This is a genomic window from Nonomuraea soli, from assembly GCF_013761175.1.
Taxonomy (GTDB): Bacteria; Actinomycetota; Actinomycetes; order Streptosporangiales; family Streptosporangiaceae; genus Nonomuraea; species Nonomuraea soli.
In genome coordinates this window covers 153,787-175,103 of record NZ_JACDUR010000011.1, presented here as the reverse complement: position 1 = coordinate 175,103, position 21,317 = coordinate 153,787, and the positions used below count along the sequence as shown (strand labels likewise).

At 69.6% G+C, this 21,317-nt stretch carries 21 protein-coding genes; 9 read left to right on the top strand and 12 right to left on the bottom strand.

Annotated features, from left to right (window positions below; all coding sequences use genetic code 11):
* Positions 1–221: 221 nt before the first annotated feature.
* The 4 genes from HNR30_RS44115 to HNR30_RS44100 all read left to right on the top strand — a co-directional run bounded on the left by HNR30_RS44115 (position 222) and on the right by HNR30_RS44100 (position 3,579).
* On the top strand, positions 222–875 hold the full coding sequence (locus HNR30_RS44115; RefSeq protein WP_181616201.1) for a hypothetical protein: 654 nt from the start codon (positions 222–224) through the stop codon (positions 873–875).
* Between the two features lie 72 nt (positions 876–947).
* A complete protein-coding gene (locus tag HNR30_RS44110; protein WP_181616200.1) occupies positions 948–1,886 on the top strand; it encodes a ribose-phosphate diphosphokinase in 939 nt (312 codons plus the stop codon).
* Positions 1,887–1,999: 113 nt separating this feature from the next.
* Positions 2,000–2,632 carry a maleylpyruvate isomerase N-terminal domain-containing protein gene (locus HNR30_RS44105; RefSeq protein ID WP_181616199.1) on the top strand — a complete coding sequence of 211 codons (633 nt, stop codon included), beginning with the start codon at positions 2,000–2,002 and terminating at the stop codon, positions 2,630–2,632.
* A 125-nt stretch (positions 2,633–2,757) separates the two neighbouring features.
* Entirely contained in the window at positions 2,758–3,579 is an 822-nt protein-coding gene (locus tag HNR30_RS44100) for an NAD(P)H-binding protein (RefSeq protein WP_181616198.1), read from the top strand.
* Positions 3,580–3,590: 11 nt separating this feature from the next.
* On the opposite strand, the gene HNR30_RS44095 is transcribed toward HNR30_RS44100, so the two are convergent.
* Entirely contained in the window at positions 3,591–4,739 is a 1,149-nt protein-coding gene (locus HNR30_RS44095) for an FAD-dependent monooxygenase (RefSeq protein WP_181616197.1), read from the bottom strand.
* A 37-nt stretch (positions 4,740–4,776) separates the two neighbouring features.
* Positions 4,777–7,773, bottom strand: coding sequence for an AfsR/SARP family transcriptional regulator (locus tag HNR30_RS44090; RefSeq protein ID WP_181616196.1), 2,997 nt, complete (start codon positions 7,771–7,773; stop codon positions 4,777–4,779).
* Between the two features lie 79 nt (positions 7,774–7,852).
* Here HNR30_RS44090 and HNR30_RS44085 point away from each other — a divergent pair, with 79 nt between their 5' ends.
* On the top strand, positions 7,853–8,728 hold the full coding sequence (locus HNR30_RS44085) for a TauD/TfdA dioxygenase family protein (RefSeq protein ID WP_312895057.1): 876 nt from the start codon (positions 7,853–7,855) through the stop codon (positions 8,726–8,728).
* Between the two features lie 13 nt (positions 8,729–8,741).
* Here the strand turns inward: HNR30_RS44085 and HNR30_RS44080 are convergent, their stop codons facing one another.
* The 5 genes from HNR30_RS44080 to HNR30_RS44060 are packed head-to-tail and all read right to left on the bottom strand — an operon-like array spanning position 8,742 to position 14,548.
* Positions 8,742–9,728 (bottom strand): ABC transporter ATP-binding protein, encoded by a 987-nt coding sequence (locus tag HNR30_RS44080; RefSeq protein ID WP_376771786.1) that lies wholly within the window; start codon positions 9,726–9,728, stop codon positions 8,742–8,744.
* Positions 9,725–10,807: an ABC transporter ATP-binding protein gene (locus HNR30_RS44075; RefSeq protein ID WP_181616194.1), complete on the bottom strand. Its 1,083-nt coding sequence runs from the start codon at positions 10,805–10,807 to the stop codon at positions 9,725–9,727. Before HNR30_RS44075 ends, HNR30_RS44080 begins: the two co-directional genes overlap by 4 nt.
* A complete protein-coding gene (locus HNR30_RS44070; RefSeq protein WP_181616193.1) occupies positions 10,804–11,688 on the bottom strand; it encodes an ABC transporter permease in 885 nt (294 codons plus the stop codon). Before HNR30_RS44070 ends, HNR30_RS44075 begins: the two co-directional genes overlap by 4 nt.
* On the bottom strand, positions 11,685–12,734 hold the full coding sequence (locus tag HNR30_RS44065; protein WP_312895056.1) for an ABC transporter permease: 1,050 nt from the start codon (positions 12,732–12,734) through the stop codon (positions 11,685–11,687). Before HNR30_RS44065 ends, HNR30_RS44070 begins: the two co-directional genes overlap by 4 nt.
* Positions 12,731–14,548 carry an ABC transporter substrate-binding protein gene (locus HNR30_RS44060; RefSeq protein WP_181616192.1) on the bottom strand — a complete coding sequence of 606 codons (1,818 nt, stop codon included), beginning with the start codon at positions 14,546–14,548 and terminating at the stop codon, positions 12,731–12,733. Before HNR30_RS44060 ends, HNR30_RS44065 begins: the two co-directional genes overlap by 4 nt.
* Positions 14,549–14,687: 139 nt before the next feature.
* Between HNR30_RS44060 and HNR30_RS44055 the strand changes: the two genes are divergently transcribed.
* Positions 14,688–15,044 carry a DUF2809 domain-containing protein gene (locus HNR30_RS44055; RefSeq protein ID WP_181616191.1) on the top strand — a complete coding sequence of 119 codons (357 nt, stop codon included), beginning with the start codon at positions 14,688–14,690 and terminating at the stop codon, positions 15,042–15,044.
* Here the strand turns inward: HNR30_RS44055 and HNR30_RS44050 are convergent.
* A complete protein-coding gene (locus HNR30_RS44050; protein WP_181616190.1) occupies positions 15,038–15,301 on the bottom strand; it encodes a heavy-metal-associated domain-containing protein in 264 nt (87 codons plus the stop codon). The two genes, HNR30_RS44055 and HNR30_RS44050, sit on opposite strands and share 7 nt — an antisense overlap.
* 46 nt (positions 15,302–15,347) lie before the next feature.
* Here HNR30_RS44050 and HNR30_RS44045 point away from each other — a divergent pair, with 46 nt between their 5' ends.
* Positions 15,348–15,887 carry a type 1 glutamine amidotransferase domain-containing protein gene (locus HNR30_RS44045; RefSeq protein WP_220134693.1) on the top strand — a complete coding sequence of 180 codons (540 nt, stop codon included), beginning with the start codon at positions 15,348–15,350 and terminating at the stop codon, positions 15,885–15,887.
* Here the strand turns inward: HNR30_RS44045 and HNR30_RS44040 are convergent.
* The gene (locus HNR30_RS44040) at positions 15,884–17,428 is read right to left on the bottom strand and encodes an OmpA family protein (RefSeq protein WP_181616189.1); all 1,545 of its coding nucleotides are present in this window, start codon (positions 17,426–17,428) and stop codon (positions 15,884–15,886) included. The two genes, HNR30_RS44045 and HNR30_RS44040, sit on opposite strands and share 4 nt — an antisense overlap.
* Before the next feature lie 92 nt (positions 17,429–17,520).
* On the opposite strand from HNR30_RS44040, the gene HNR30_RS44035 reads away from it, so the two are divergent.
* Both HNR30_RS44035 and HNR30_RS44030 read left to right on the top strand, forming a co-directional pair.
* Complete coding sequence (locus HNR30_RS44035; protein ID WP_181616188.1) at positions 17,521–18,399, top strand: phosphotransferase; 879 nt, start codon at positions 17,521–17,523, stop codon at positions 18,397–18,399.
* Positions 18,396–19,913 carry an amino acid permease gene (locus tag HNR30_RS44030; RefSeq protein ID WP_181616187.1) on the top strand — a complete coding sequence of 506 codons (1,518 nt, stop codon included), beginning with the start codon at positions 18,396–18,398 and terminating at the stop codon, positions 19,911–19,913. Before HNR30_RS44035 ends, HNR30_RS44030 begins: the two co-directional genes overlap by 4 nt.
* A gap of 19 nt (positions 19,914–19,932) precedes the next feature.
* Here HNR30_RS44030 and lipB read toward each other — a convergent pair whose 3' ends face one another.
* From lipB to HNR30_RS44015, 3 genes are all read right to left on the bottom strand, one after another.
* Positions 19,933–20,568, bottom strand: coding sequence for a lipoyl(octanoyl) transferase LipB (gene lipB, locus HNR30_RS44025; protein WP_181616186.1), 636 nt, complete (start codon positions 20,566–20,568; stop codon positions 19,933–19,935).
* A gap of 9 nt (positions 20,569–20,577) precedes the next feature.
* Complete coding sequence (locus tag HNR30_RS44020) at positions 20,578–20,748, bottom strand: PspC domain-containing protein (RefSeq protein WP_181616185.1); 171 nt, start codon at positions 20,746–20,748, stop codon at positions 20,578–20,580.
* Between the two features lie 62 nt (positions 20,749–20,810).
* A complete protein-coding gene (locus HNR30_RS44015; RefSeq protein ID WP_246380254.1) occupies positions 20,811–21,305 on the bottom strand; it encodes an HAD domain-containing protein in 495 nt (164 codons plus the stop codon).
* Positions 21,306–21,317: the final 12 nt, after the last annotated feature.

Below are 21,317 nucleotides of genomic sequence, written 5' to 3'. Positions count from 1 at the left end.
CTGCTCGCCGGCCCTCGGCCAGAGCCCCGGGCCACCGTGCGCTGGCCGCACGGGAGGGCGGCACAGTGTGCTCAGCTGACGAACGGGAACCAGGCGAGCGGACGGAGGCGGAGGCGAGCGGGCGGAAACGGGGGCGAGCGGCGCGGAGGGGTTAAGCAGGCCCCACCGAGCACCCTCCAAGAGCGGGAACGACTGAGCCCGTTTGCTCGTTGGCAATCTCGATGCGGTTCATCGAGTCGAGCGACACGAGCATAAGGTCGTCGGTCATCACGTTCCGTCGACCCGGCACCCCCATGCAGTTCGTCCTCTTCCCCATGGTCCACATCGCGGAGCCCGCCTTCTACGAGGAGGTCACCGCCCGCCTCAAGGGCACGGGCCTGATCGTGGCCGAGGGTTACCCCATGGCCGAGATGAAGCGTCTGCGCCGCCTGGCCGAGTACCGGCTGGACGATCTCGTCGATCAGGTGGTCGCGATGGACATCGAGTCCTTGGGCATCCCGATCCTGTGGCCCGAGCACTTCCACGCGGACACCCCTCCCTCGAAGCTCGACGAGTTTCTCTCGGACGCGGGTGCGGTGGTGACGTGGCTGAGCCGGGTCGCCTTCCCGAGCAATCTGCCCGACATCGACGACACGTCGCGCAAGGACCAGCCCACGAATCGCATCGCGAAGGCGTGGAACCGCATCACCGTGGAGGACAGGGACAGGGAGCTCATCTCCGCCCTGGGGAAGATCTACAGGATGAAGCAGCAGCAGCCGCTGATGGTGGCGGTGCTGTACGGGGCGTATCACATGACCGCGGTGGCCGAGTTCCTGACGGACAAGCTGGGATACCAGCCTGTCAGCGCGGAGTGGTTGACAGTCCGGCATACCTGACCACCTGCCCCCAAAAGGGGGTTGGGTAGGCTGCGCACGGCCCTGATATTCCGCCCGCGTCAGGAAGAGTTCGTGCGCGACATCACAGTGTTCAGCGGCAGTGCCCACCCCGAGCTGGCTGAGGAGATCTGCGCCCAGCTCGGCACCCCGCTCCATCCGGTCCGTGTCAGCAGGTTCGCCAACGACTGTCTCGAGGTCCAGCTCCAGGCCAACTGCCGCGAGCGCGACGTCTTCCTCATCCAGCCGCTCGTCCCGCCTGTGCAGGAACATCTGGTGGAGCTGCTGCTCATGCTGGACGCCGCGAAGGGGGCGAGCGCGGCCAGGACGACCGTGGTGATGCCGCACTACGCCTATGCCAGGTCGGACAAGAAGGATGCTCCGCGGATCTCGATCGGCGGACGGCTGGTGGCCGATCTGCTGGTTACCGCGGGTGCCAGCCGGGTGCTGACGATGACGTTGCACTCGCCGCAGGTGCACGGCTTCTTCAGCGTCCCGGTCGACAACCTGCACGCGCTCAACGAGCTGGCCGCGCATTTCCAGAAGGCCGATCTGGCCAACACGGTGGTGGTCTCCCCTGACCTGGGCAACGCCAAGGAGGCGGCGGCCTTCGCGCGTATGCTGGGCGTCGAGGTGGCCGTGGGTGCCAAGCAGCGCTTCAGTGACGACCGGGTGGTCATCAGTTCGGTGATCGGCGACGTCGCCGGAAAGGACGTGATCGTCCTCGACGACGAGATCGCCAAGGGGTCGACGGTGATCGAGCTGCTGGCCCGGCTCAGGGAGCGGGGGGCCAGGAACGTGCGCATCGCCTGCACGCACGGCGTGTTCGCGAGCGGCGCCGTGGAGCGGCTGAGCGCCGAGCCGAACGTGGTCGAGATCGTCTGCACCAACACCGTGCCGGTTCCCAAGCCGAGCGACAACCTCACCGTGTTGTCGATCGCGCCCGCGCTGGCCGAGGCGATGCGCCGGATCCACGACGGGCAGTCGGTGAGCGCCCTGTTCAGCACGTCATAAGGCACAGCCCACGGAACACGGCACGGCACCGCACGGCACACGGAATAAGGCACGGCACAAGGGCGGCACGGCGCATGTCACATCATGAGCACGTCACGAGGAGGAACGACCGAATGATCAGAGAGTCCTACCTGGTCGCCGCGAAGTCCGCGGTGTCGTTGCTGGGCGATCCGGCGGTGGCCGCCGCCTGGCACAAGCCGAGCGCGTTGACGGAGTTCTCGGTGGGCGGGCTGGCGGCGCACCTGGCCAACCAGCTCGTGCGCGTCGAGGACGTGCTGGCGGCCGACCGCAACGGCGGCGAGTTGATCCCTGTGCTGCAGCACTTCGTGCGCTCGCCATGGGTGCAGGCGGGTCTCGATCACGAGAGCAACGTGAGCGTACGGCAGGGCGGCGAGAAGGTCGCCTCCGAGGGTCCGGAGACCCTCACGGCCAGGGTCACCGGCCTGCTCGGACGCCTGACCCGGGACGTGCCCGCGCAGGAGCCCGGCCGGGTGGTCTTCCTGCCGTGGGCGGGCTGGTCGCTCGATCTCGACGATTTCCTGCTGACCCGCATGATGGAGATCGTCGTGCATTCCGACGACCTGGCGGCGAGCGTGGGCATTCCGACTCCTGAGCTGCCGGCGCGGGTGATCGAGCCGGTGGTCGACCTGCTGGCCAAGCTCGCGGTGTACCGCCATGGCCCGACGGCGGTGATCCGCGCGCTGAGCCGTACGGAACGAGCCCCTGCCACGATCAGCGCCTTCTGATCCCCATAGGGCCACGGCCTCTCGCACTCGGGTGCGGGAGGCCGTGGCCTTTGTGGAATGAATCGTTCCGTTCTGATAAAGTGGAACCAATCGTTCCGTTCCACAAAGAACTGGGGTGCATCACCATGACCTTCCTCGTCACCGGAGCCACCGGAACCGTCGGCCGCCACGTCGTCGCCGAACTGCTCGAGGCGGGCGTCCAGGTCCGTGCGCTCACCCGGAACCCGGCCAGGGCCGACCTGCCGGCGGGCGTCGAGGTGGTGGGCGGCGACCTGGCCGACCCCAGCGGCCTGCGCGCAGCGCTCGAGGGCGTCGTCGGAGTCCACCTCATCAACTTCGCCGGCGACGACTACGCACCTCTCCAGAACGGCGACAAGCTCGTGGAGGCGCTCTCCGAAGCCGGCGTCGAGCGTGTGACCGTGCTCGGCGGGCGGGCCGACGGGCCCCTGGAGACCGCGCTGGCGGAAAGCGGGCTGGAGTGGACGCTGCTCAACCCGGTCGAGTTCATGTCGAACACGCTGCAGTGGTGGGCCGACAGCGTGCGCTACCAGGGCGTCATCCGCGAGCCGTACGGCGAGCGGCTGAGCGCGATGGTGCACGAGCGTGACATCGCGGCGGTGGCCGCCACCGTGCTCGTCGAGGGCGGACACGGCGGTCGCACCTACACGCTGACCGGCCCCGAGGCGGTACGGACCACGGAGAAGGTCCGGCAGCTCAGCGCGGCGATCGGCAAGGAGATCCGCTTCGAGGAGCTGACCGAGGAGCAGGCACGCGAGATGTGGGCGGGGTTCGGCATGGGGCAGGACACGATCGAGTTCCTGGTGGACGCGCTCGGCAACACCCCCGAGGTCGGCTACACCGTGGTGCCGACCGTCGAGCAGGTCACCGGGAAGAAGGCACGTTCCTTCGCGCAGTGGGCGAGCGAGAACGCGGCGTCGTTCCGCTGACAGAACGCCGTTCACGCGAAGCTGTAGTCGGGCAGCCGGTGCTGCCCGGCTGCGCGCTTCTCCCCCTCCTTGGCCATCTGGTCGAGCAGGAAGCGCTTGCGGAACAGCAGGTTGCGCAGCCAGATGCCGTACCTCCTGCGCGGGGCCAGGAACCGCCCGGCGTTGCCCTGGGCGGCGCCCTTCGCGAAGGACCTGAGGATCTCCTCGTACCTCCCGAAGGCCGTGCGGTGGTCCGCCTGCGAAAGCTCCCCGGCCAGCACGTAGGCGGCGGTCAGGGCCAGGCCGGTGCCGATCCCGCCGAGGGTGTGGGCGTATCCGGCGTCGCCGATCAGCACCACGCGCCCGGTCGAGTAGCGGTCGATCTCGACGTGGCCGATCGAGTCGAGGTACACGTTCGAGGCCCCCGCCAGGGCGGCGAGGATCTCCGGCCCGCGCCAGCCCAGCCCGCGGTAGGCGTCGAGCAGGATCCGCTTCTGCTCGTCGGCCGAGTAGCGGTCGTAGGTGAGCTCGGGCGAGGAGAAGACGAAGAACGTCGGCGCCTTCGAGCCTCCGAGCTGCACCATCCGTCCTGGCTCGTTGTAGCCGACCGCCTCGTGCGTGATCGGGGCCATGTCGACCAGGGCGTAGTAGTAGTTCAGGTGCTTGACGTAGTCCTTCTCGGGACCGAAGGCCAGGTTGCGCACATTCGAGTGGATGCCGTCCGCGCCGACGACCAGGTCGAAGGTCCTGGGCGCACCCTTCTCGAAGGTCACGTGCACGCCCGACGCCGTCTCGGTCAGCGAGGTGATCGAGTCCCCGAAGACGTACTCACAGGTCGGCGAGGTCAGGTCGTAGAGGATCTCGGACAGGTCGCCGCGCAGGATCTCCAGGTCGCCGCCGGTGAACTCGCCCGGCATCACCGCGAGCGGTTCGCCGTCGCGGGAGACGAAGGTGACGTCGGTGCCGCCCGTCTGGCGCCGACGCACCTCCTCCAGGATGCCCATGCGGCTCAGGAGCTCCATGTGGGTCTCGCCCTTGAAGTCGACCGCCTGGCCGCCGGGGCGCAGGGCGGGCGCCTTCTCGACGATGGTGACGGTGGCGCCGTCGCGGGCCAGCCAGTAGGCGAGCGCGGGGCCGGCGATGCTCGCGCCGGAGATCAGGACCGTGGTGGTGTTCGTCATGGGTACAGCGTCGTGAGCGGCGCTGACAGCTGATTGATCAGTCGCTGACAATCCGGTCGAGGGTTGTCAGCGCCTCCTCGCGGCTCATCGCGGCGCCTCGGGCGAAGATCTCGGGGCGGTCGCGGACGGCCTCGGCGGTCCGCGCGACGTCGGGGTCCCCGACGGCGGCCGTGCCGCGCAGGGCCACGGCCACGCCGAGCAGGAGGGCCGCGTCGTCGGGAGGTACGGCACCGGCCAGGCCTTCGACGGCGTCGGCCAGGTCGCAGGCCAGGGGCGAGCGCCGCGCCAGGCCGACGGCCCGCTCGTGAAACGCCCGAGCTTCATCGGGGGCGTCGCCCCTGGCCCGGGCCAGCCTCCCGAGCGCCGTCAGCGCCCTCGCCTGGGCTCCCTCCACCACGAACCCGCCCTGCCCCGCCTCCTCTAGCGCCCGCTCCAGCAACGCTCCGGCCTCGTCCAGCCGGCCCTCCAGCCGGGCCAGCTCCCCCAGCCCCAACGTCGACCGTCCGGGCTGGCCGGCCTTGCGGAACAGCTCGTCCGCGCGCCGGTAGTCGTCCGCCGCCCCCTTGAGATCCCCCTCGCGCACGAGCGCCTCCGCCCGCCGTACGAGAATGTCCCCGCACTCCTCCAGCGCCCCGAGCTCCTCCAGCAACACCAGCGCCTCCCCCCGCAGCTCGCGGGCGCGGCGCCACTGGCCGCGCCAGGTCGCCACCATCGCCAGCCCGTCGAGCCCCTGTGCCACGCCCCACCGCTCCCCCAGTGTGCGGAAGGCCGCCAGCACCGCCTCCAGCTCCCGCTCGGCTCCGGCGGGGTCGCCGCCCATGGCCTGCAGCAGCGCGCGGCCGAGCCGGTTGAGCGCCCTGGTCCACGGCTCGCTGTCCAGCAGCGTGTGGTTGTCGGAGTCGAACGGCCCGGCGAGCATGCCGAACATCGCCACGACGAACGGGTGGCGGAACGGCGTGCGCGCGCCCCTGATGATCGCGGCCGCCCGTTCCCAGTGCGACGGCTCCACCCTGGGTACGGCATGCACGACGCAGGAGACGTAGTCCTCCTCCTGGCCTGGTTGCTCCTCCAGCAGCCCCGCCGCCAGCTCGCCCGCCTCGCTCCTGCGCCCGCTCAGCCACCAGTAGGCGGCCAGCGCGGAGATCATCTGGCGTCCGGTCCGCGGGTCGTGGCGCAGGGCGGCCATCAGGTTGGCGTGGTCGGCGGTGAGGGCGGCCAGCCATTCCAGCTGCTCGGCGCCGCGCAGGTGGTCGTCGGCGCGACGGGCGAGCTCCAGGTAGTACGCGGCGTGCTCGGCGGCGACCTCGGGCGGCTGGTGGGCGGCGCAGTAGAGGCGGATCGTCTCCATCATGCGGTAGCGCCCGCCGTCGATCACGACCAGGGACTTGTCAACGAGGTCGGTGACGTCACCACAGATCTCCTCGGCGGCCTCCAGCGTCGCACCGCCCGCGAAGATCGAGAACCGGGCGGCCTGTTCCTGCTCGTCCGGGGTGAGCAGGTCCCAGCTCCAGCCGACCACGGCGGTGAGGGTCTGGTGCCTGGCGGCAGCCGTACGGTCGCCTCTGGACAACAGCCGGAACCGGCCGTCGGCGGCCAGGCGGGCGGCGATCTCCTCGACGGGGAAGGTGCGCAGCCGGGCCGCGGCGAGCTCGATGGCCAGCGGGAGGCCGTCGAGGGTGGCGCAGATCGCGGTGACGGCGGCGGCGTTGGCGTCGGTGAGTTCGAAGCCGGGCCGTACGGCTGCCGCGCGGTCGGCGAACAGGCGCACGGACGGGTAGGCCGCGGCCTCGGCGGCGCCCTGGCCGGGCGAGGCCGGGAGCGGCGGCGCGGGAAGGGGTGCGAGGGGCACGAGGGTCTCGCCGGTCAGGCCCAGCGCCTCCCGGCTGGTCACCAGGACACGCAGCCCTTGGCACTCGCCCAGCAGGCGCCGCATCAGCCTGGCGACCGCGACGACCACCTGCTCGCAGTTGTCGGCCACGAGCAGGAGGTCACGGTCGGCTAGGGCGATGGCCAGGCGGTCGGCGGGGTCGCCGACGGGCTGCAGGCCGCTCTCGCGCACGCCGAGCGCGCCGAGCACGGCGGGGGCGACGCCGGCCTCGTCGGTGACGGGCGACAGGTCGACGAAGCAGACCTCGCCCGGTTCCCGGGCGGCGAACTCGGTGGCCAGGCGGGTCTTGCCGACCCCGCCGGGGCCCACGAGCGTCGTCAGGCGTGCGCCGGTGGCCAGGAGGCGGAGTTCGGCCGCGCGGCCCACGAAGCTCGTCAGCGGCGCCGCCACCCCGGGCCGGGGAGCGGGCCGGTCGGCGCGAAGGATGGCCAGGTTGAGCTCGGTCAGCTCGGGCGACGGGTCGGCGCCCAGTTCGTCGGCAAGCCGTCGCCTGGCCGCGTCGAAGGCGGCCAGCGCCTCCGCCTGCCGCCCTGCGGCCCGCAGGGCCCGCATGAGCAGCGCGACGAGCCGTTCACGCAGCGGATGAGCCTCGACGAGCTCCTGCAACGCGGCGACGGAGGCGCCTCCTGGTCCTCGGGTCTGCGCGTCGCCCGCCGGTAGGAGCAGCTCGGCCTCGGCCAGGTCCTCCAGGGCCGACAGCCGCAGTTCCTCCAGCCGGGCCACCTGCGACTGTCCGAAGGGCAGGTCGGGAAGGGCGGGTCCGCGCCACAACGCCAGGCCCTCCCGCAGCGTCGCGGCGGCCGGTGCGGGATGTCCGGAGGCCAGCAGCCGCCGTCCTTCCCCGGCCAGGGCCTCGAACCGGTGCACGTCGACGGATTCGGCAGGCACGGCCAGCCGGTAGCCGACGGCGTCGAACTCGACGGGCAGGTGGCGCCTCAACCGGGAGACCTGTGCCTGCACGGCGTTGGCCGCGCCCGCCGGTGGCGCGTCGCCGTACTGCCAGTCGATCAGTTGTTCCAGCGAGACCACCCGCCCCGCGTTGAGCAGCAGCATCGTCAGCAGCGCACGCGGCCGGGGTCCGCCGACGGCGATCTCCGTGCCGTCGGCGGACCGGACGACCAAGGGGCCGAGGATGCCGAAGTCCATGGTCGGATTCTCGCATTCCTTGTATTTCCTACCTATTGTGTGGAGAATCAGGGGCATGTCGTCCTTCACCGTTACCCCAGTGGCAGGCCGCATCGGCGCCGAGATCTCAGGCGTGAAGCTCGGCGGCGATCTGTCCGCGGACACCGTGGCCCAGGTGCGCGAGACCCTGCTCTCCCGCAAGGTCGTCTTCTTCCGCGGCCAGGACCACCTCGACCAGGAGGGTCAGATCGCCTTCGCCAGGAGCCTCGGCGAGCTGACCACGGGCCACCCGACGCTGCCCTCGCTCGGCGGCCACGTCCTCGACCTCGACTACAGCAACGGCCAGAAGGTCGACCGGTGGCACACCGACGTCACCTTCATCGAACGCCCGCCCCTGGCCTCGGTCCTGCGCGCGATCGAGCTGCCGCCCGCGGGGGGCGACACGCTGTGGGCCAACACGGTCACCGCGTACGAGACGCTCCCGTCCGAGCTGCGGGCGCTGCTCGACGGGCTGCACGCGGTGCACACCAACCAGTACGACTACGCCCGCGTGGCCTTCTCCGACGACCCCGAGCGCACCAGGAAGTACGCGGAGATCTTCGCCTCCACGGTGTTCGAGACGCTCCACCCGGTGGTGCGGGTGCACCCGGAGACCGGGGAGCGCTCGATCCTGCTCGGCGACTTCGCCCGCCGCGTCTCCGGCTATCCGGCACACCTGTCGAACAGCGTGATCAAGCTCGTCCAGGAGCACGTCACCAGCGTGGAGAACACCGTGCGCTGGCGCTGGGCGCCGGGTGACGTGGCCGTCTGGGACAACCGCGCCACCCAGCACCGCGTGGTGCACGACTTCGCGGGACCGCGGCGCCTGCATCGGGTGACCGTGGCGGGCGACGTGCCGGTCGGCGTGGACGGCCGGACCAGCCAGGTCCTGGCCGGCGGCCCCGCCACCGACTACTCGCCGGTGGCGGCGGCCTGAACCGGCCGCGGCCCTACGAGCCGGTGGCCGCCGCGTAGTGACAGGCCACCTGCGGTTCAGGTACGGCAGGCAGGACGGCGAGCGGCTCACCCTTGCACTTGCCGTCCACACCGACCTCGGCGGCCCTGCCAACGCCCAGTACCTGGCACCGCGGATGGAACCGGCAGCCGCCGGGCACCCGAGTGGGGTCCGGCGGCTCGCCGGTCAGCACGACCGGTTCCGGCGACTCCGGCAGCACCGACAGCAGCGCCTGCGTATACGGATGCCGCGGAGCGGTGAGCACCTGCTCGACGGGACCGGACTCGACGATCCTGCCCAGATACATGACCGCGACCCGGTCGGCGATGTTCCACGCCAGCCCCAGGTCGTGGGTGACGACGAGCGCCGACAGGCCCAGTTCCTCGCGCAGCCTCAGCAGCAGCGCGAGGATCTCGCCGCGCACCGAGGCGTCGAGCGAGGCCACCGGCTCGTCGGCGACCAGCAGCCGCGGCGCCAGGGCCAGCGCTCCGGCGATGACCACCCGCTGGCGCTGCCCGCCGGACAGCTCGTGCGGGTAGCGCAGGAAGAACCGCTCGGGAGGCCGCAGCCCCGCACGGGAGAGCGCGTCGCGGACGATCTCCTCCTCGTTGGCCAGCCCGTGGATGCGCGGGCCCTCGGCGACCGCCTCGTAGACGGTGTGCCGGGGGTTGAGCGAGCCCGTCGGGTCCTGCAGCACGAGCTGGACCTCGCGGCGGTAGGCCTTCAGCGCGCGCGAGCCGTAGTCGAGCCCCGCTCCGCCGTACAGGACCTGGCCCGAGGTGGGGCGCTCCAGGCCGAGCAGGGTCCTGGCCAGGGTGGTCTTGCCGCAGCCCGACTCCCCGACCAGCGCGACGATCTCGCCCTCGCCGACGGCGAGGTTGACCCCGTCGACGGCTCGCGCCTTGCGTCCGCGCGAGGCGAACTGCACGTGCAGGTCGCGCGCCTCCAGCAGGGTCTTGCGCTTGGTGAGCACCTCGGTCACGTCGCCTCCACTGAGGTCTTGCTCGGCTCGCTGCCACCGGTCTCGGAGACCGTCGCGTCGGAACCCGGCGCGTCGGAACCCGGCGCGTCGGACACGGGCGCGTCGGACACGGGCGCGCCAGGCGTTTCGGGCAGCACGTGCACGCACGCCGCGCTGCGGCGCTCACCCGCGGGCCACAACTCCACGTCGATGGAGGTGCACGTGTCGAGCGCCACCGGGCAGCGAGGATGGAACGGGCACCCGGCCGGCATGTCCATCGGGTCGGGCGGGTCACCGCCGAGGCCCTTGGGCGCCATGCGCGACACCGGGTCGCCGACCGTCGGGAAGGCCGCGGCCAGTGCCCTGCTGTACGGGTGCCTGGCGTCGTGGAACACCTCGTGAGAGGGGCCCACCTCGACGAGCCGTCCGGCGTACATGACACCGAGCCGGTCGCACATGTCGGCCAGCACCGACAGGTCGTGCGAGATCATGATCAGCGAGATGCCGTGCTCGGCGATCAGCTTCTTGATCAGCGTCAGCACTTGCGCCTGGACCATGACGTCGAGCGCGGTGGTCGGCTCGTCGGCGATGATCAGCCGCGGCTCGCAGGCGAGCGCCATGGCGATCATGACGCGCTGCCGCTGGCCGCCGGAGAGCTCGTGCGGGTAGGAGCGTGCCCGCCAGGCGGGCAGGCCGACCTGGGCCAGGAGTTCCGCCACCCGCTTGTCGGGCTCCTTGGTGGTGCCGTGCACGATCATCGGCTCGGCGATCTGCTCGCCGATGCGCCTGACCGGGTTGAGCCCGTGCTGGGCGCCCTGGAAGACGATCGACGCGGAGGCCCAGCGCACCGCGCGCAGCCGCCCCCACTTCATCGCGGCGACGTCCTCGCCGTCGAGCAGGATCCGGCCGTCGACGCGCGTACCGCTGGGAAGCAGCCGCAGCAACGCCATGGCCAACGTCGACTTGCCGGACCCCGACTCGCCCGCGATGCCCAGCGCCTCGCCGGCACCGAGGTCGAGAGAGACGTCGCGCACCGCGGCCACCTCGCCCGAGGCGATGCGGTAGGTGACGGACAGGTCTTGCAACGAGAGCAGGCTCACCGGGACACCCCTCGCAGACGTGGGTTGAGCACGGCCTCCAGCGCACGGCCGCAGAGGGTGAAGGCCAGCACCACCGCGACGATGCACAGGCCGGGCGAGAGGATGTACCACCACGCGCCGTTGGTCAGCGCGCCGTAGTCGCGGGCGCCGCGCAGCATGCTCCCCCACGACGTCGACCCGGTGGTCGCGCCGAGGAAGGCCAGCGTGGACTCCGCGACGATCGCGCTGGCGACCTGGAGCGTGGTGTTGGCCAGCACGAGCGGCGCCACGTTGGGCAGGACGTGCCTGGTCATGATGTGCCAGTGGCCGGCGCCGAGCGCCTTCGAGCGTTCGATGTACGGCCTGGCCTCGACGGCGAGCGTCTGCGCCCGGATCAGCCTGGCCGTGGAGGCCCAGGACGTGACCCCGATCGCCAGGATGATCGTGAAGCTGCTGCCGCCCAGGATGGCCGAGAGCACCAGGGCCAGCACCAGCGAGGGCAGCACCAGGAACCAGTCGGTGACGCGCATCAGCCCCGCCGACATCCATCCGCGGAAGTGGCCGGCGGCGATGCCGACGACCGTGCCGATGACCATGCTGAGCAGGGCGGCCAGGAAGCCGATGAACAGCGAGACGCGCGAGCCCCACATGAGCATCTGCAGCACGGACCGGCCGGACTCGTCGGTGCCCAGGAGGTAGTCGAGGCTCGGCGGATCCATGTCCTTGCCGGTGGCCTTGGTCACATCCATGATCGACGCGTCGCTGATCAGCGGCGTGAGCAGCGCGATGACCACGGCCAGGCCGAGGATCACCGCGCCGACCACGCCGGCCCGCTGCTTGCGGAACTGCTGCCAGAACCGGCCGAGCCCGGCCTTGCGCCGCTCCCAGACGATGGCTGTCATGCCGCCCTCACCCTCGGGTCGAGCAGGTGGTAGACCACGTCGGCCAGCGTGTTCATGATGATCACCGCGATGCAGACCACCAGGAACGCGCCCTGCATCACCGGGAAGTCGGGTCCCTTGATCGCCTCGACGAACAGCAGCCCGAGCCCCGGCCACGAGAAGACGTACTCGACCGTGACCGCGCCGCCGACCACGAAGCCGATGTGGATGAACACCAGCGTGACCGTCGGCAGGAGGGCGTTGGGCACGGCATGGCGCCGCCGTACGAGGTCGTCGCGCAGCCCCTTGGCCCTGGCCGTGGTCACGTAGTCCTGGCCGATCTCGTCGAGGAGCGAGGAGCGCATGACCAGCAGGTACTGCGCGTAGACCACCGCGACCAGGGTGAGACAGGGCAGGACCATGTGATGGGCGACGTCCAGGATGTAGGCGAAGCCGTCGGGCGCGTCGACGCTGTCCATGCCCCGGGTGGGGAACATGCCCGGAATGGGCCCGATTCCCGCGGCCAGGGTCATGAGCAGCAGCAGGCCGAGCCAGAACGTCGGCACCGACCAGAGCACCAGCGAGATCGCCGTGGAGTAGCGGTCGAAGCGGCCGCCGTGGTTCCAGGCCGCGCGGGTGCCCTGCCACAGGCCCAGGCTGACCGCGATGACCAGGCCGACGCCGGTGAGCAGGAGCGTGGAGCCGACCTTCTCCCCGATCAGGTCCATGACCGGCCGCCGGTACTCGTAGGAGGTGCCGAAGTCGAAGCGCACCGCCCGCACGACGAAGTCGATGAACTGGTTGAACACCGGCTGGTCCAGCCCCATCTGCTTGCGCAGCAACTCGATCTGGTCGGGGCTGAGCGGCACGTCGCGCGTGTAGGCGATGACCGGGTCGCCGGGAATCAGGCGGAACATGAAGAAGGTCGCCACGATCACCATGGCGATGCTGACCAGTGCCCCGCCCACCTTGGTCAGCGCGTAGCGGAGCGTGCCACGGGCGGGGCGATCCTCGGGAAGACCCGCCGCCACTTCGGCGGCGGGTCCCGTGTCGATCGGAGCGGTCACTCTCGGTCGTCCGCCGTGGTCTTGCGGCGCCTGGCGAGCAGGACGCCGGCGAGGCCCAGGACGACCACACCGCCGATGATGCCGATGATCAGGCCGGTGTTGGAGCCGCCGCCGGAGGCGGTCGCGCTGCCGGGGTCGGCCTTCACGTCGGCGGTGTACATCGGCCAGCCGCTGCTGCCGCCGTAGAGGATGCCCTCTCCGCTGCGGCCGGCGGGCACCGGCTCGATGCTGGTGATCTTGTCCTTGCGGTAGAGCTCGAGGTTGTTCGGGTAGTAGATCGCGATGACCGGAGCGTTGACGTAGAGGTTCTTCTGCATCTGCTTGATCAGGTCGGCGCGCTTGGCCCGGTCCAGCTCCTTGAGCTGGTTGGTGTACAGGTCCTCGTACTCCTTGTTGCACCAGAACGACTCGGTGCCGCCGCCGTCACCGGTCGGGGTGGGCCGCCGGCTGCACAGGTGCGTGGCCAGGACCTCCTCCGGGTCGGGGTTGACCGACCAGCCGCTGATGGCGATGTCGAAGAGCGCGGTGGAGCCGGTCTCCTCGGTGAACTGGTTGGAGTCGAGCTGCTTGGTGGTCAGCGTGATGCCGATCTCCTTGAACCAGCCGGTGAGGTACTGCGCCAGCTTCTCCTCCGTCGGGGTCTCCGTGTGGATGGTGAAGCGGAACTCCAGCTTCTTGCCCGGGTCGTCGGGCATGGTGCGGACGCCGTCGGCGCCCTTCTTGTAGCCCGCGTCGTCGAGGATCTGGTTGGCCTTGGCCAGGTCGAAGGAGACCTTGTCGGCGCCTTCGGCCTGCCAGAAGAAGTCCTGGTACATCGGCGGCACGATCGAGCCGTCGGCGGGGACGGCCAGGCCGTTCTGGACCTGGTCGACCAGGGCCTGCTTGTCGATCGCGTAGTGCAGGGCCTGCCGGACCTTGACGTCCTTCAGCGCCGGGTGACCGTCGCCGACGGGCTTGTCGTCGCTGGTGGTGGCGCCGTGGTTGATCTGCAGGTAGGCCGCGCGACGGCCGGGGGTGTTCCACTGCGTGATGGTCGCGTCGCCCGCGCCGGCCTCGAACTGCGGGGCGGCCAGGCGGCCGATCAGGTCGATCTCACCCTTCTTCAGACCGGCGATGGCGGCCTCGGGGTTCTCGTAGAAGATGACCTGCAGCTCGCTGATCTTGGGGGCGCCGCGCCAGTAGTCCGGGTTGGCCTTCAGCTTGACGTACTGGTCCTTCTTCTGCTCGTACGGGATGTACATGCCGTTGACCGGAGGGTTGTCCTCGGCCTCGTAGGCGCCGATGTCGGCCTGCTTCTCCCAGGCGGCCTTCGGCACGATCGGGATCGGGTTCTCCAGCATCGAGGCCTGCGGCGCCTTCGTCTTGATGACGAGGGTGCGGTCGTCGGTGGCCGTCACGGTCTCGAAGTTCTCGACGGCCGGGCCGTTGCCGGTCTTGGCCTTGTCGTCCGTCATGATCTTGTTGAAGGTCCAGGCGGCGTCGTGGGCGGTCACCGGGGTGCCGTCCGACCACTTGGTGTCGCGGATCTTGAACGTCCACGTGAGACCGTCGGGCGAGGTCTCCCACGACTCCGCCAGGTCCGGGCTGGGCGCCAGGGTCTTGGGGTCGGGCGTGGTGAGGAACAGGTAGGACCAGCGCTGCAACTGACCCGCGATGAGGCGAACCGCCTTGAACGGGTTCATCGAGTCGACGGACTGCGTCGAGCCGATCCGCAGAACCTTCTTACCTTCCGGGTTGGCCAAGGCGGCCTGACCCTGGATGGTCAACAAAAACACGACCCCGAGCGCCGCCAGGCGCGCGAGCCATTTAGTCATCTGTGCCTCACCTTCAGGCGGGGGTTACCTGTTGAGAAGAAGGCACACCCTAGGGGTGGCGTGCGTCAACGAATGACGGAGAATTGTTTCATTCTTGTTGCATTCCGCGACGTAAATTTTCAGACGTTACCGTTGGGGTATGCGCCCCCGCCTCGCCGTCGCCGCCATGATCACCATTGCCGCAGGTCTGGCTACGAGAAAGTTCACCGGCTGGCCCTACCTCGGGGACGCGCTCTACACCGTGCTGATCTATCTGCTGGTGTTGCTCGTGCGGCCCTCGCTGAAACCCCTCTGGGCCGCACTGATCGCCGTCGGCGCCAGCTGGTTGATCGAATTCGCCCAGATCGCGGGAATTCCTCCACTGCTCCAGCCGCTCCTCGGCAGCACCTTCAACGCCCCCGACCTGTTCTGGTACACCGCGGGCGGGCTGGCCGCCTGGCTGGCGCACGAAAAAGGCCGGGCACTGGCCCGGCCTCTTTCCGCTCGACGTCAGTGACAGCCACCGCCTCCGCAGCACGAACCACCCGCCTGCGGCAGCAGCTCGACCTTGGGAGCAAGCTCGTAGCCGGCCTCGGCGACCGCGGCGCCGATCAGCGACTCGTCAACCGGCCCCGCGCTGGTCACGGTGACCGCCTTCGCCGCAAGGTCCACCCTGACCTCACTGACACCCGCGACCTTGCCCACCTCGGCGGTCACCGAGCTCACACAATGACCGCACGTCATGCCCTCGACCTGGTACGTCGTAATCGTCATGGCGTCACTATACCCCCCTGGGGTACATCATGGGTAGGGGACCCCCATGATGACCATCGCATTCCTCGTCGCCCCCGAAGGCGTCGAGCAGATCGAACTGACCGAGCCGTGGAAGGCCGTCAAGCAGGCCGGTGGTACCGCCCTGCTGGTCTCCACCGAGCAGGGACAGGTGCGGGGCTTCAATCACCTGGACAAAGGTGAGCAGTTCGCCGTCGACGCCACCGTGGAGAGCACCTCCTCGGCGGAGTTCGACGGCCTCGTCCTGCCCGGCGGGGTCGCCAACCCCGACTACCTCCGCACCGTCCCGGGCGCCGTGAGCTTCGTCCGCGACTTCTTCGAGTCCGGCAAGCCCGTGGCCGCCATCTGCCACGCGCCCTGGACCCTCATCGAGGCCGACGTCGTGCGCGGACGCACCCTGACGTCCTGGCCCAGCCTCCGGACCGACCTGCGCAACGCGGGCGCGACCTGGGTGGACCAGGAGGTCGTGGTCTGTACGGCAGGCCAGAGCACTCTCGTCACCAGCCGCAAGCCCGACGACCTCAAGGCCTTCTGCCAGGCCGCCATCGACACCTTCAGGCGGGCCTAACGGATCGGGATCTCCTCGTGGACGCCGTCGTCGCCGGCGTCGAGCGTGACGCTGGTGACGCCGTCCGGAGGAGCCGGGTAGTACACGAACACCCGGTTCTTCATCGTCGGCTTCAGGAACAGCAACCGCCCCTCGGCGTGGTCCTCCTCGCCGATGCGCACGCCGAAGTAGCGTGCCCCGCTCTCCGGGTCGACCACCGTGAACTGCGCGAAGTCGGCGCTCGACGACCACCGGTGCATGATGCTGCCGAACGGCGTGAACGCCGAGTTGTGGTCGCCGTCACCGGTGTTGGTCACGTCGAAGACGCCCACCAGGTAGGCGCCGTCGCGGTAGAAGGGGTGCACGTCGACTCTGAGCGTGGTGGCCCTGGCCCGGCGCTCGAAGCTCGTCACGACCTCGCCGTCGTCCTCGTGGAAGGCCGAGTCGGCGATGCCGCCCCGCTCCGGGGTGGTCGTCGTGGTGCCGGCCGAGCCTGCGGTCTCCTGCTTGATCGAGTAGGAGATCTCCACCCGTCGGTTACGCGCCCGGCCGTCGGGGTTGTCCTTGCCGTCCACCTCGTTGGGCGCGACCGGCTCCGCCGCGCCCCTGCCGCCGGCCCGGTAGACGTAGTCGGAGCCCAGCCTGGCCTCCAGGTAGGCCTGGACGGCCCTGGCGCGCCTGAGCGAGAGCGGCAGGTTGTAGGCGTCGGAGCCCTTGCCGTCGGTGTGTCCCACGATGGCCACCGGCGGCTTGGCCGGGTCGGCGCGGCGGCGCGTCTCCTCGGCCACCTCGTCGAGCACCGACCTGGCCCTGGCGGTCAGCGAGGCCTTGTCGAAGGCGAACAGCACGTCGCTGCGCAGGGCGATGGTCTCGGTCTCGCCGTCGTCCCGCGTCGAGCGCTGCGGTGACTCCACCAGTTCGCGCAGGTCCTCGATCTGGACGTACGGCGTGCCGCCCGGCTGCTCGACGGGGAAGCGGACCACGTCGCCCGGGACGGGGTCGCCGTCCTTCTCGGTCGGTGCGGGGGGCGGCCCCGGCTCGGAGTCGCCGACCGGCACTCCGGCGAACTCCCCCAGGGCTCCGGGGGCGACCACGGTGATCTCTTTCAGATCCTCGGGCAGGCCGGGAAAGTAAACCTCTACCGGATATCGGACGTCCGAATACAGGAAGAACTCCCGCCGCGTGCCGTACGCCTTGCCGTCCTTCTTCTCCAGAAGCGGCCGGTAGACCTTTCCGCCGACCGTGTCCATCAGGGAGAAGCGCGAGAAGTCGTCGTCGGTGATCCCGCTGAAAGCACCCTGCCCGCTGGTGTTCTCGTCGTCGGCCTTGGGGATGATCTCCATCCGGAGCAGCGAGTGCTCACCCTGGCGTTCGACCGAGGTCACGGTCAGCTCGTAGGGCTCCGCGGGCAGGCCGGCGAGCGCCGTACGCGTGAAGCCCGCCGGCGCCGGAGCCGCGCTGGAGGCCGCGGGCGGGGAAGGGGTCGGAGCTGTGGACTGAGTCGCCGGACTACAGGCGGCCAAGGCCAGGACGGCCGCCGCGGACATCGCTTTGCGAATCATTTACCGCAGCTTATTAGGACTTGTCCGTAATAAAGACCAGGGCTAGCGCACGAGAGCCGAATGGTCTAAATGTAGGCCAAAAGGAGTCCTGCATGATCGAGCTCGTCCAGAAGTGGGCGGGGCTACCCGTCCGCGAGGTTCCGATCAAAGGCGGCCTGAGCCACCGCATTTCCCGGGTGGAATGCGACGACGGACGCCGCTGGCTGCTGCGGGTGCTCGATCCGGCGGTCTGCGTGGCGGGGCTGGGCATCCCGCTGGAGCAGGAGATCGCCAACACCGCGCTGGCCGCCTCCACCGGGGTCGGCGCGGGGCTGGTCATGCGGTGGAACGACCATCACGTGCTGCTGCTGGAGTACCTGGACGGCGTGACGCTCGACGCGGCGGGGGTCGCGGCGAACATCGAGGGCATCGCCAAGGCCTGCAAGCGGCTGCACGCGGGACCCCGGTTCGTCAACGACTTCTCGATCTTCGACAAGCTGCGGGAGTTCCTGCGCATCTGCCGCGACAACGGGCTCGACAGGCCTGCCGGATACGACGACGTGCTCCCCCTGGCGTGGGAGATCGAGCGGGCGATGCCCCGCGTGCCGACCGTGCCGTGCCACAACGACCTGCTCGCGGAGAACTTCATCCTGACGCTCTCGGGTGTCCGGATCGTCGACTACCAGCTCTCCGGGAACAACGATCCCGCCTTCGAGCTGGGCGACATCGCCGCGGAAGCGGACTTCGACCCTGACCGGACGGCGAGGCTGGCCAGGGCGTACGGCATCGACGTGGCCAGGGTGCGGCTCTTCCTGATCATGTCGAACCTCACGTGGACGCTCTGGTTCTCGGTCCACCACGGGCTCATGGCCAGGCAGGCCGACTTCGACTACGCAGCCGAGGCGGCCGACAAGTTCGCGCAGGCCGTACGAGATCTGAATGACCCATCGTTCGGTCAGCTGATCGACAAGGTAAGGAGCGACCCCCCATGACAGTCGACGAGGACGCGAAACGACTCGCTGAACTCGGCTACAAGCAGGAACTGGCCCGCACCTGGTCGGGCTTTTCCAACTTCGCCATCTCCTTCTCCATCATCTCGATCCTGGCCGGCTGCTTCACCACGTTCGGACAGGCCTGGAACAATGGCGGCCCCATCGCCATCTCCTGGGGCTGGCCCGTCATCTCGATCTTCATCCTGATCATCGGCCTCAGCATGTCGGAGCTGGTGAGCGCCTATCCGACCGCCGGAGGCATCTACTGGTGGGCGGCCAAACTCGGCAAGCCCATCCACGGGTGGTTCACCGGCTGGCTCAACCTCATCGGCCTGGTCGCGGTCACGGCCAGCGTCGACTACGGCTGCGCGACGTTCCTCAACATCACCCTCAACCGGCTCACGGGCGGCGCCTGGGAGTCCACCCTCACCAACGCGTTCCTGCTGTTCGTGATCGTGCTGGTGCTGCACGCCCTGATCAACATCTTCAGCCACCGGCTCATCTCGCTGCTGCAGAACATCTCGGTGTGGTGGCACGTCGCCGGCGCGGCGATCATCGTGGCGATCCTGATCTTCGCTCCGAGCGAGCACCAGACGATCGGCTTCGTCTTCACCGAGACGATCAACAACTCCGGATTCGACGCCAACGCCTTCTGGTTCTACGTGCTGCCGCTGGGCTTCCTGCTCACGCAGTACACGATCACCGGCTTCGACGCCTGCGCGCACGTGTCGGAGGAGACGCACGGAGCGTCTCGCGCCGCGGCCAGGGGCCTGTGGCAGTCGATCTTCTACTCCGCGATCGGAGGGTGGATCCTGCTCCTGGCCTTCCTGTTCGCCGCGACCAACGTGGACGAGATCAACAAGCAGTTCGGCTTCGTCGGCGCGATCTTCGACACCGCCCTGCCCGCCAACCTGGCCACCGCGGTCTTCGCCATCTCCACCATCGGCCAGTTCTTCTGCGGCATGAGCTGCGTGACCTCGATGTCGCGCATGACCTACGCCTTCTCCCGCGACGGCGCGGTGCCCGGCTGGCGGTTGTGGTCGCGCGTCGACCGCAACAGGACCCCGGTCAACGCCATCCTCGCCGGGTGCGCGGCCGCCGGGCTGCTGACCCTCCCCGCGCTCTACGCGCCCGCGGGCTCGGGCACGCCCGTGGCCTTCTACGCCGTCGTGTCGATCGCGGTGATCGGCCTCTACCTGGCCTTCCTCATCCCGATCTGGCTGCGGCTGCGCATGGGTGACGCGTTCGTGCCCGGTCCGTGGACGCTCGGCCCGAGGTACAAGGTGCTGAACTGGATCGCGGTGATCGAGATCGCGATCATCTCGCTCTACTTCGTCATGCCGCTGTCGCCGGCGGGCATCCCCGGCCACCCCAGCTTCGCCTGGACGTCGGTGAACTACGCGCCGATCGCGGTCGGCGCGGTCCTGCTCGGCATCTCGCTGTGGTGGACCCTGTCGGCCAAGAAGTGGTTCGCCGGACCCCGCAGGAACGTCGACGAGGTGCCCGCTCCGTGATCCCGTGCCGCCTTCCGGGTCAGGCGCGGACCTCGAAGGCGGCCTTCACAGCGTCGCGCACCTCGTCCATCGAGGCCGCCCCCAGTTCCCGCTTGACCGAGGTCATGTCGACGTCGGGCATGCCGCACGCCACGGCCCACTGCCACGGCTCCATGTCGCCGTCGACGTTGAGGGCGAAGCCGTGGCTCGTCACCCGGCGCGACTGGCGCATGCCGATCGAGACGATCTTGCGGCCGGTGGTGGTCCACACCCCCGTGAGCAACTCGGAGCCGGGCGGCGTGTCACGCCGCTCGGCGGGCACCCCCAGCTTGCCCAGCGCCTCGACCAGGCGCAGCTCGACCTCGCGCACGTAGTCGACGATGCCTTCGTCCTCGTCGAGCTTGACGATCAGGTAGCCGACGAGCTGGCCGGGACCGTGGTAGGTCAGCTGCCCGCCCCGGCTGGTCCGCACGACCGGCACGCCGCGCGCGGGGTCGGGCAGGTGCGCCATCGGGGTGCGCAGCCCGATGGTGAACACCGACGGGTGGCTGAGCAGCCACAGCGTGTCGGGCCGCTCGTCCCGCTGGCGCTCCAGGACCAGTTCCTGCATCCGCTCCATGGCCGGCTCGTAGTCGGCCATGGAGTCCTGCATCAGTGCGAGCGGACGTTGCCTCATCTTTCGAGGCTAACGCAGCGGCAACACGATCCAGAGCACGACGTAGAGGATCCAGCCGACGACCGGCAGCAGCGAGGCGATCAGCCACAGCACGCGAACGAGCGTGGGCGACCAGCCGAGCTGCTCGGCGATCCCGCCGCAGACGCCGCCGAGAACCTTGTGCTTGCTTGAGCGGTGCATCGCTCTCCTCCGTGTGGGTTGCTTTCACCTGGGAAACGGACACCCAGGTGGTTCACGTTCCACTACGGACCCTGAGAAAACCCTGACAGGGACAGCCACTCCCGGGCCATTTCCACATGTTCCCTGGTCAGGCCCCGTCTGGGCTCGATGTTGACGAGGAGAAAATCGCTGACTCCCTGATAGCCGCGAAGATACTCTTCGTCCTCCAGGAAGACATGGTCGTCGAACCAGACGAACGGCGTGCTGCCCACGTACTTCGCGACGTGGGGAGTCTTGAACATCTCACCCAGCTCGCTGGGCACGTCGCGGGCGAAGGGCACCACCGGCAACTGCGGCAGCCCCAGGCGCGGCGCGATCCACTCGTTGGCGGAGTCTTCCCAGGTGGTGGCCCAGACCAGCTCGGAACGGGTCGCCACGGCCAGTTCCATCAGCCAGGAGCCGTGTTCGCGGTTGAGGTGCACCGTGTAGTGCTCGCCGCCGACCGTGCACTCATAACGGCGGAAGCCCGGCTGTGAGGAGAAAGGATTGAGCACGCCGTCAACGTCGACCAGCAACATCGGGCGCCCATA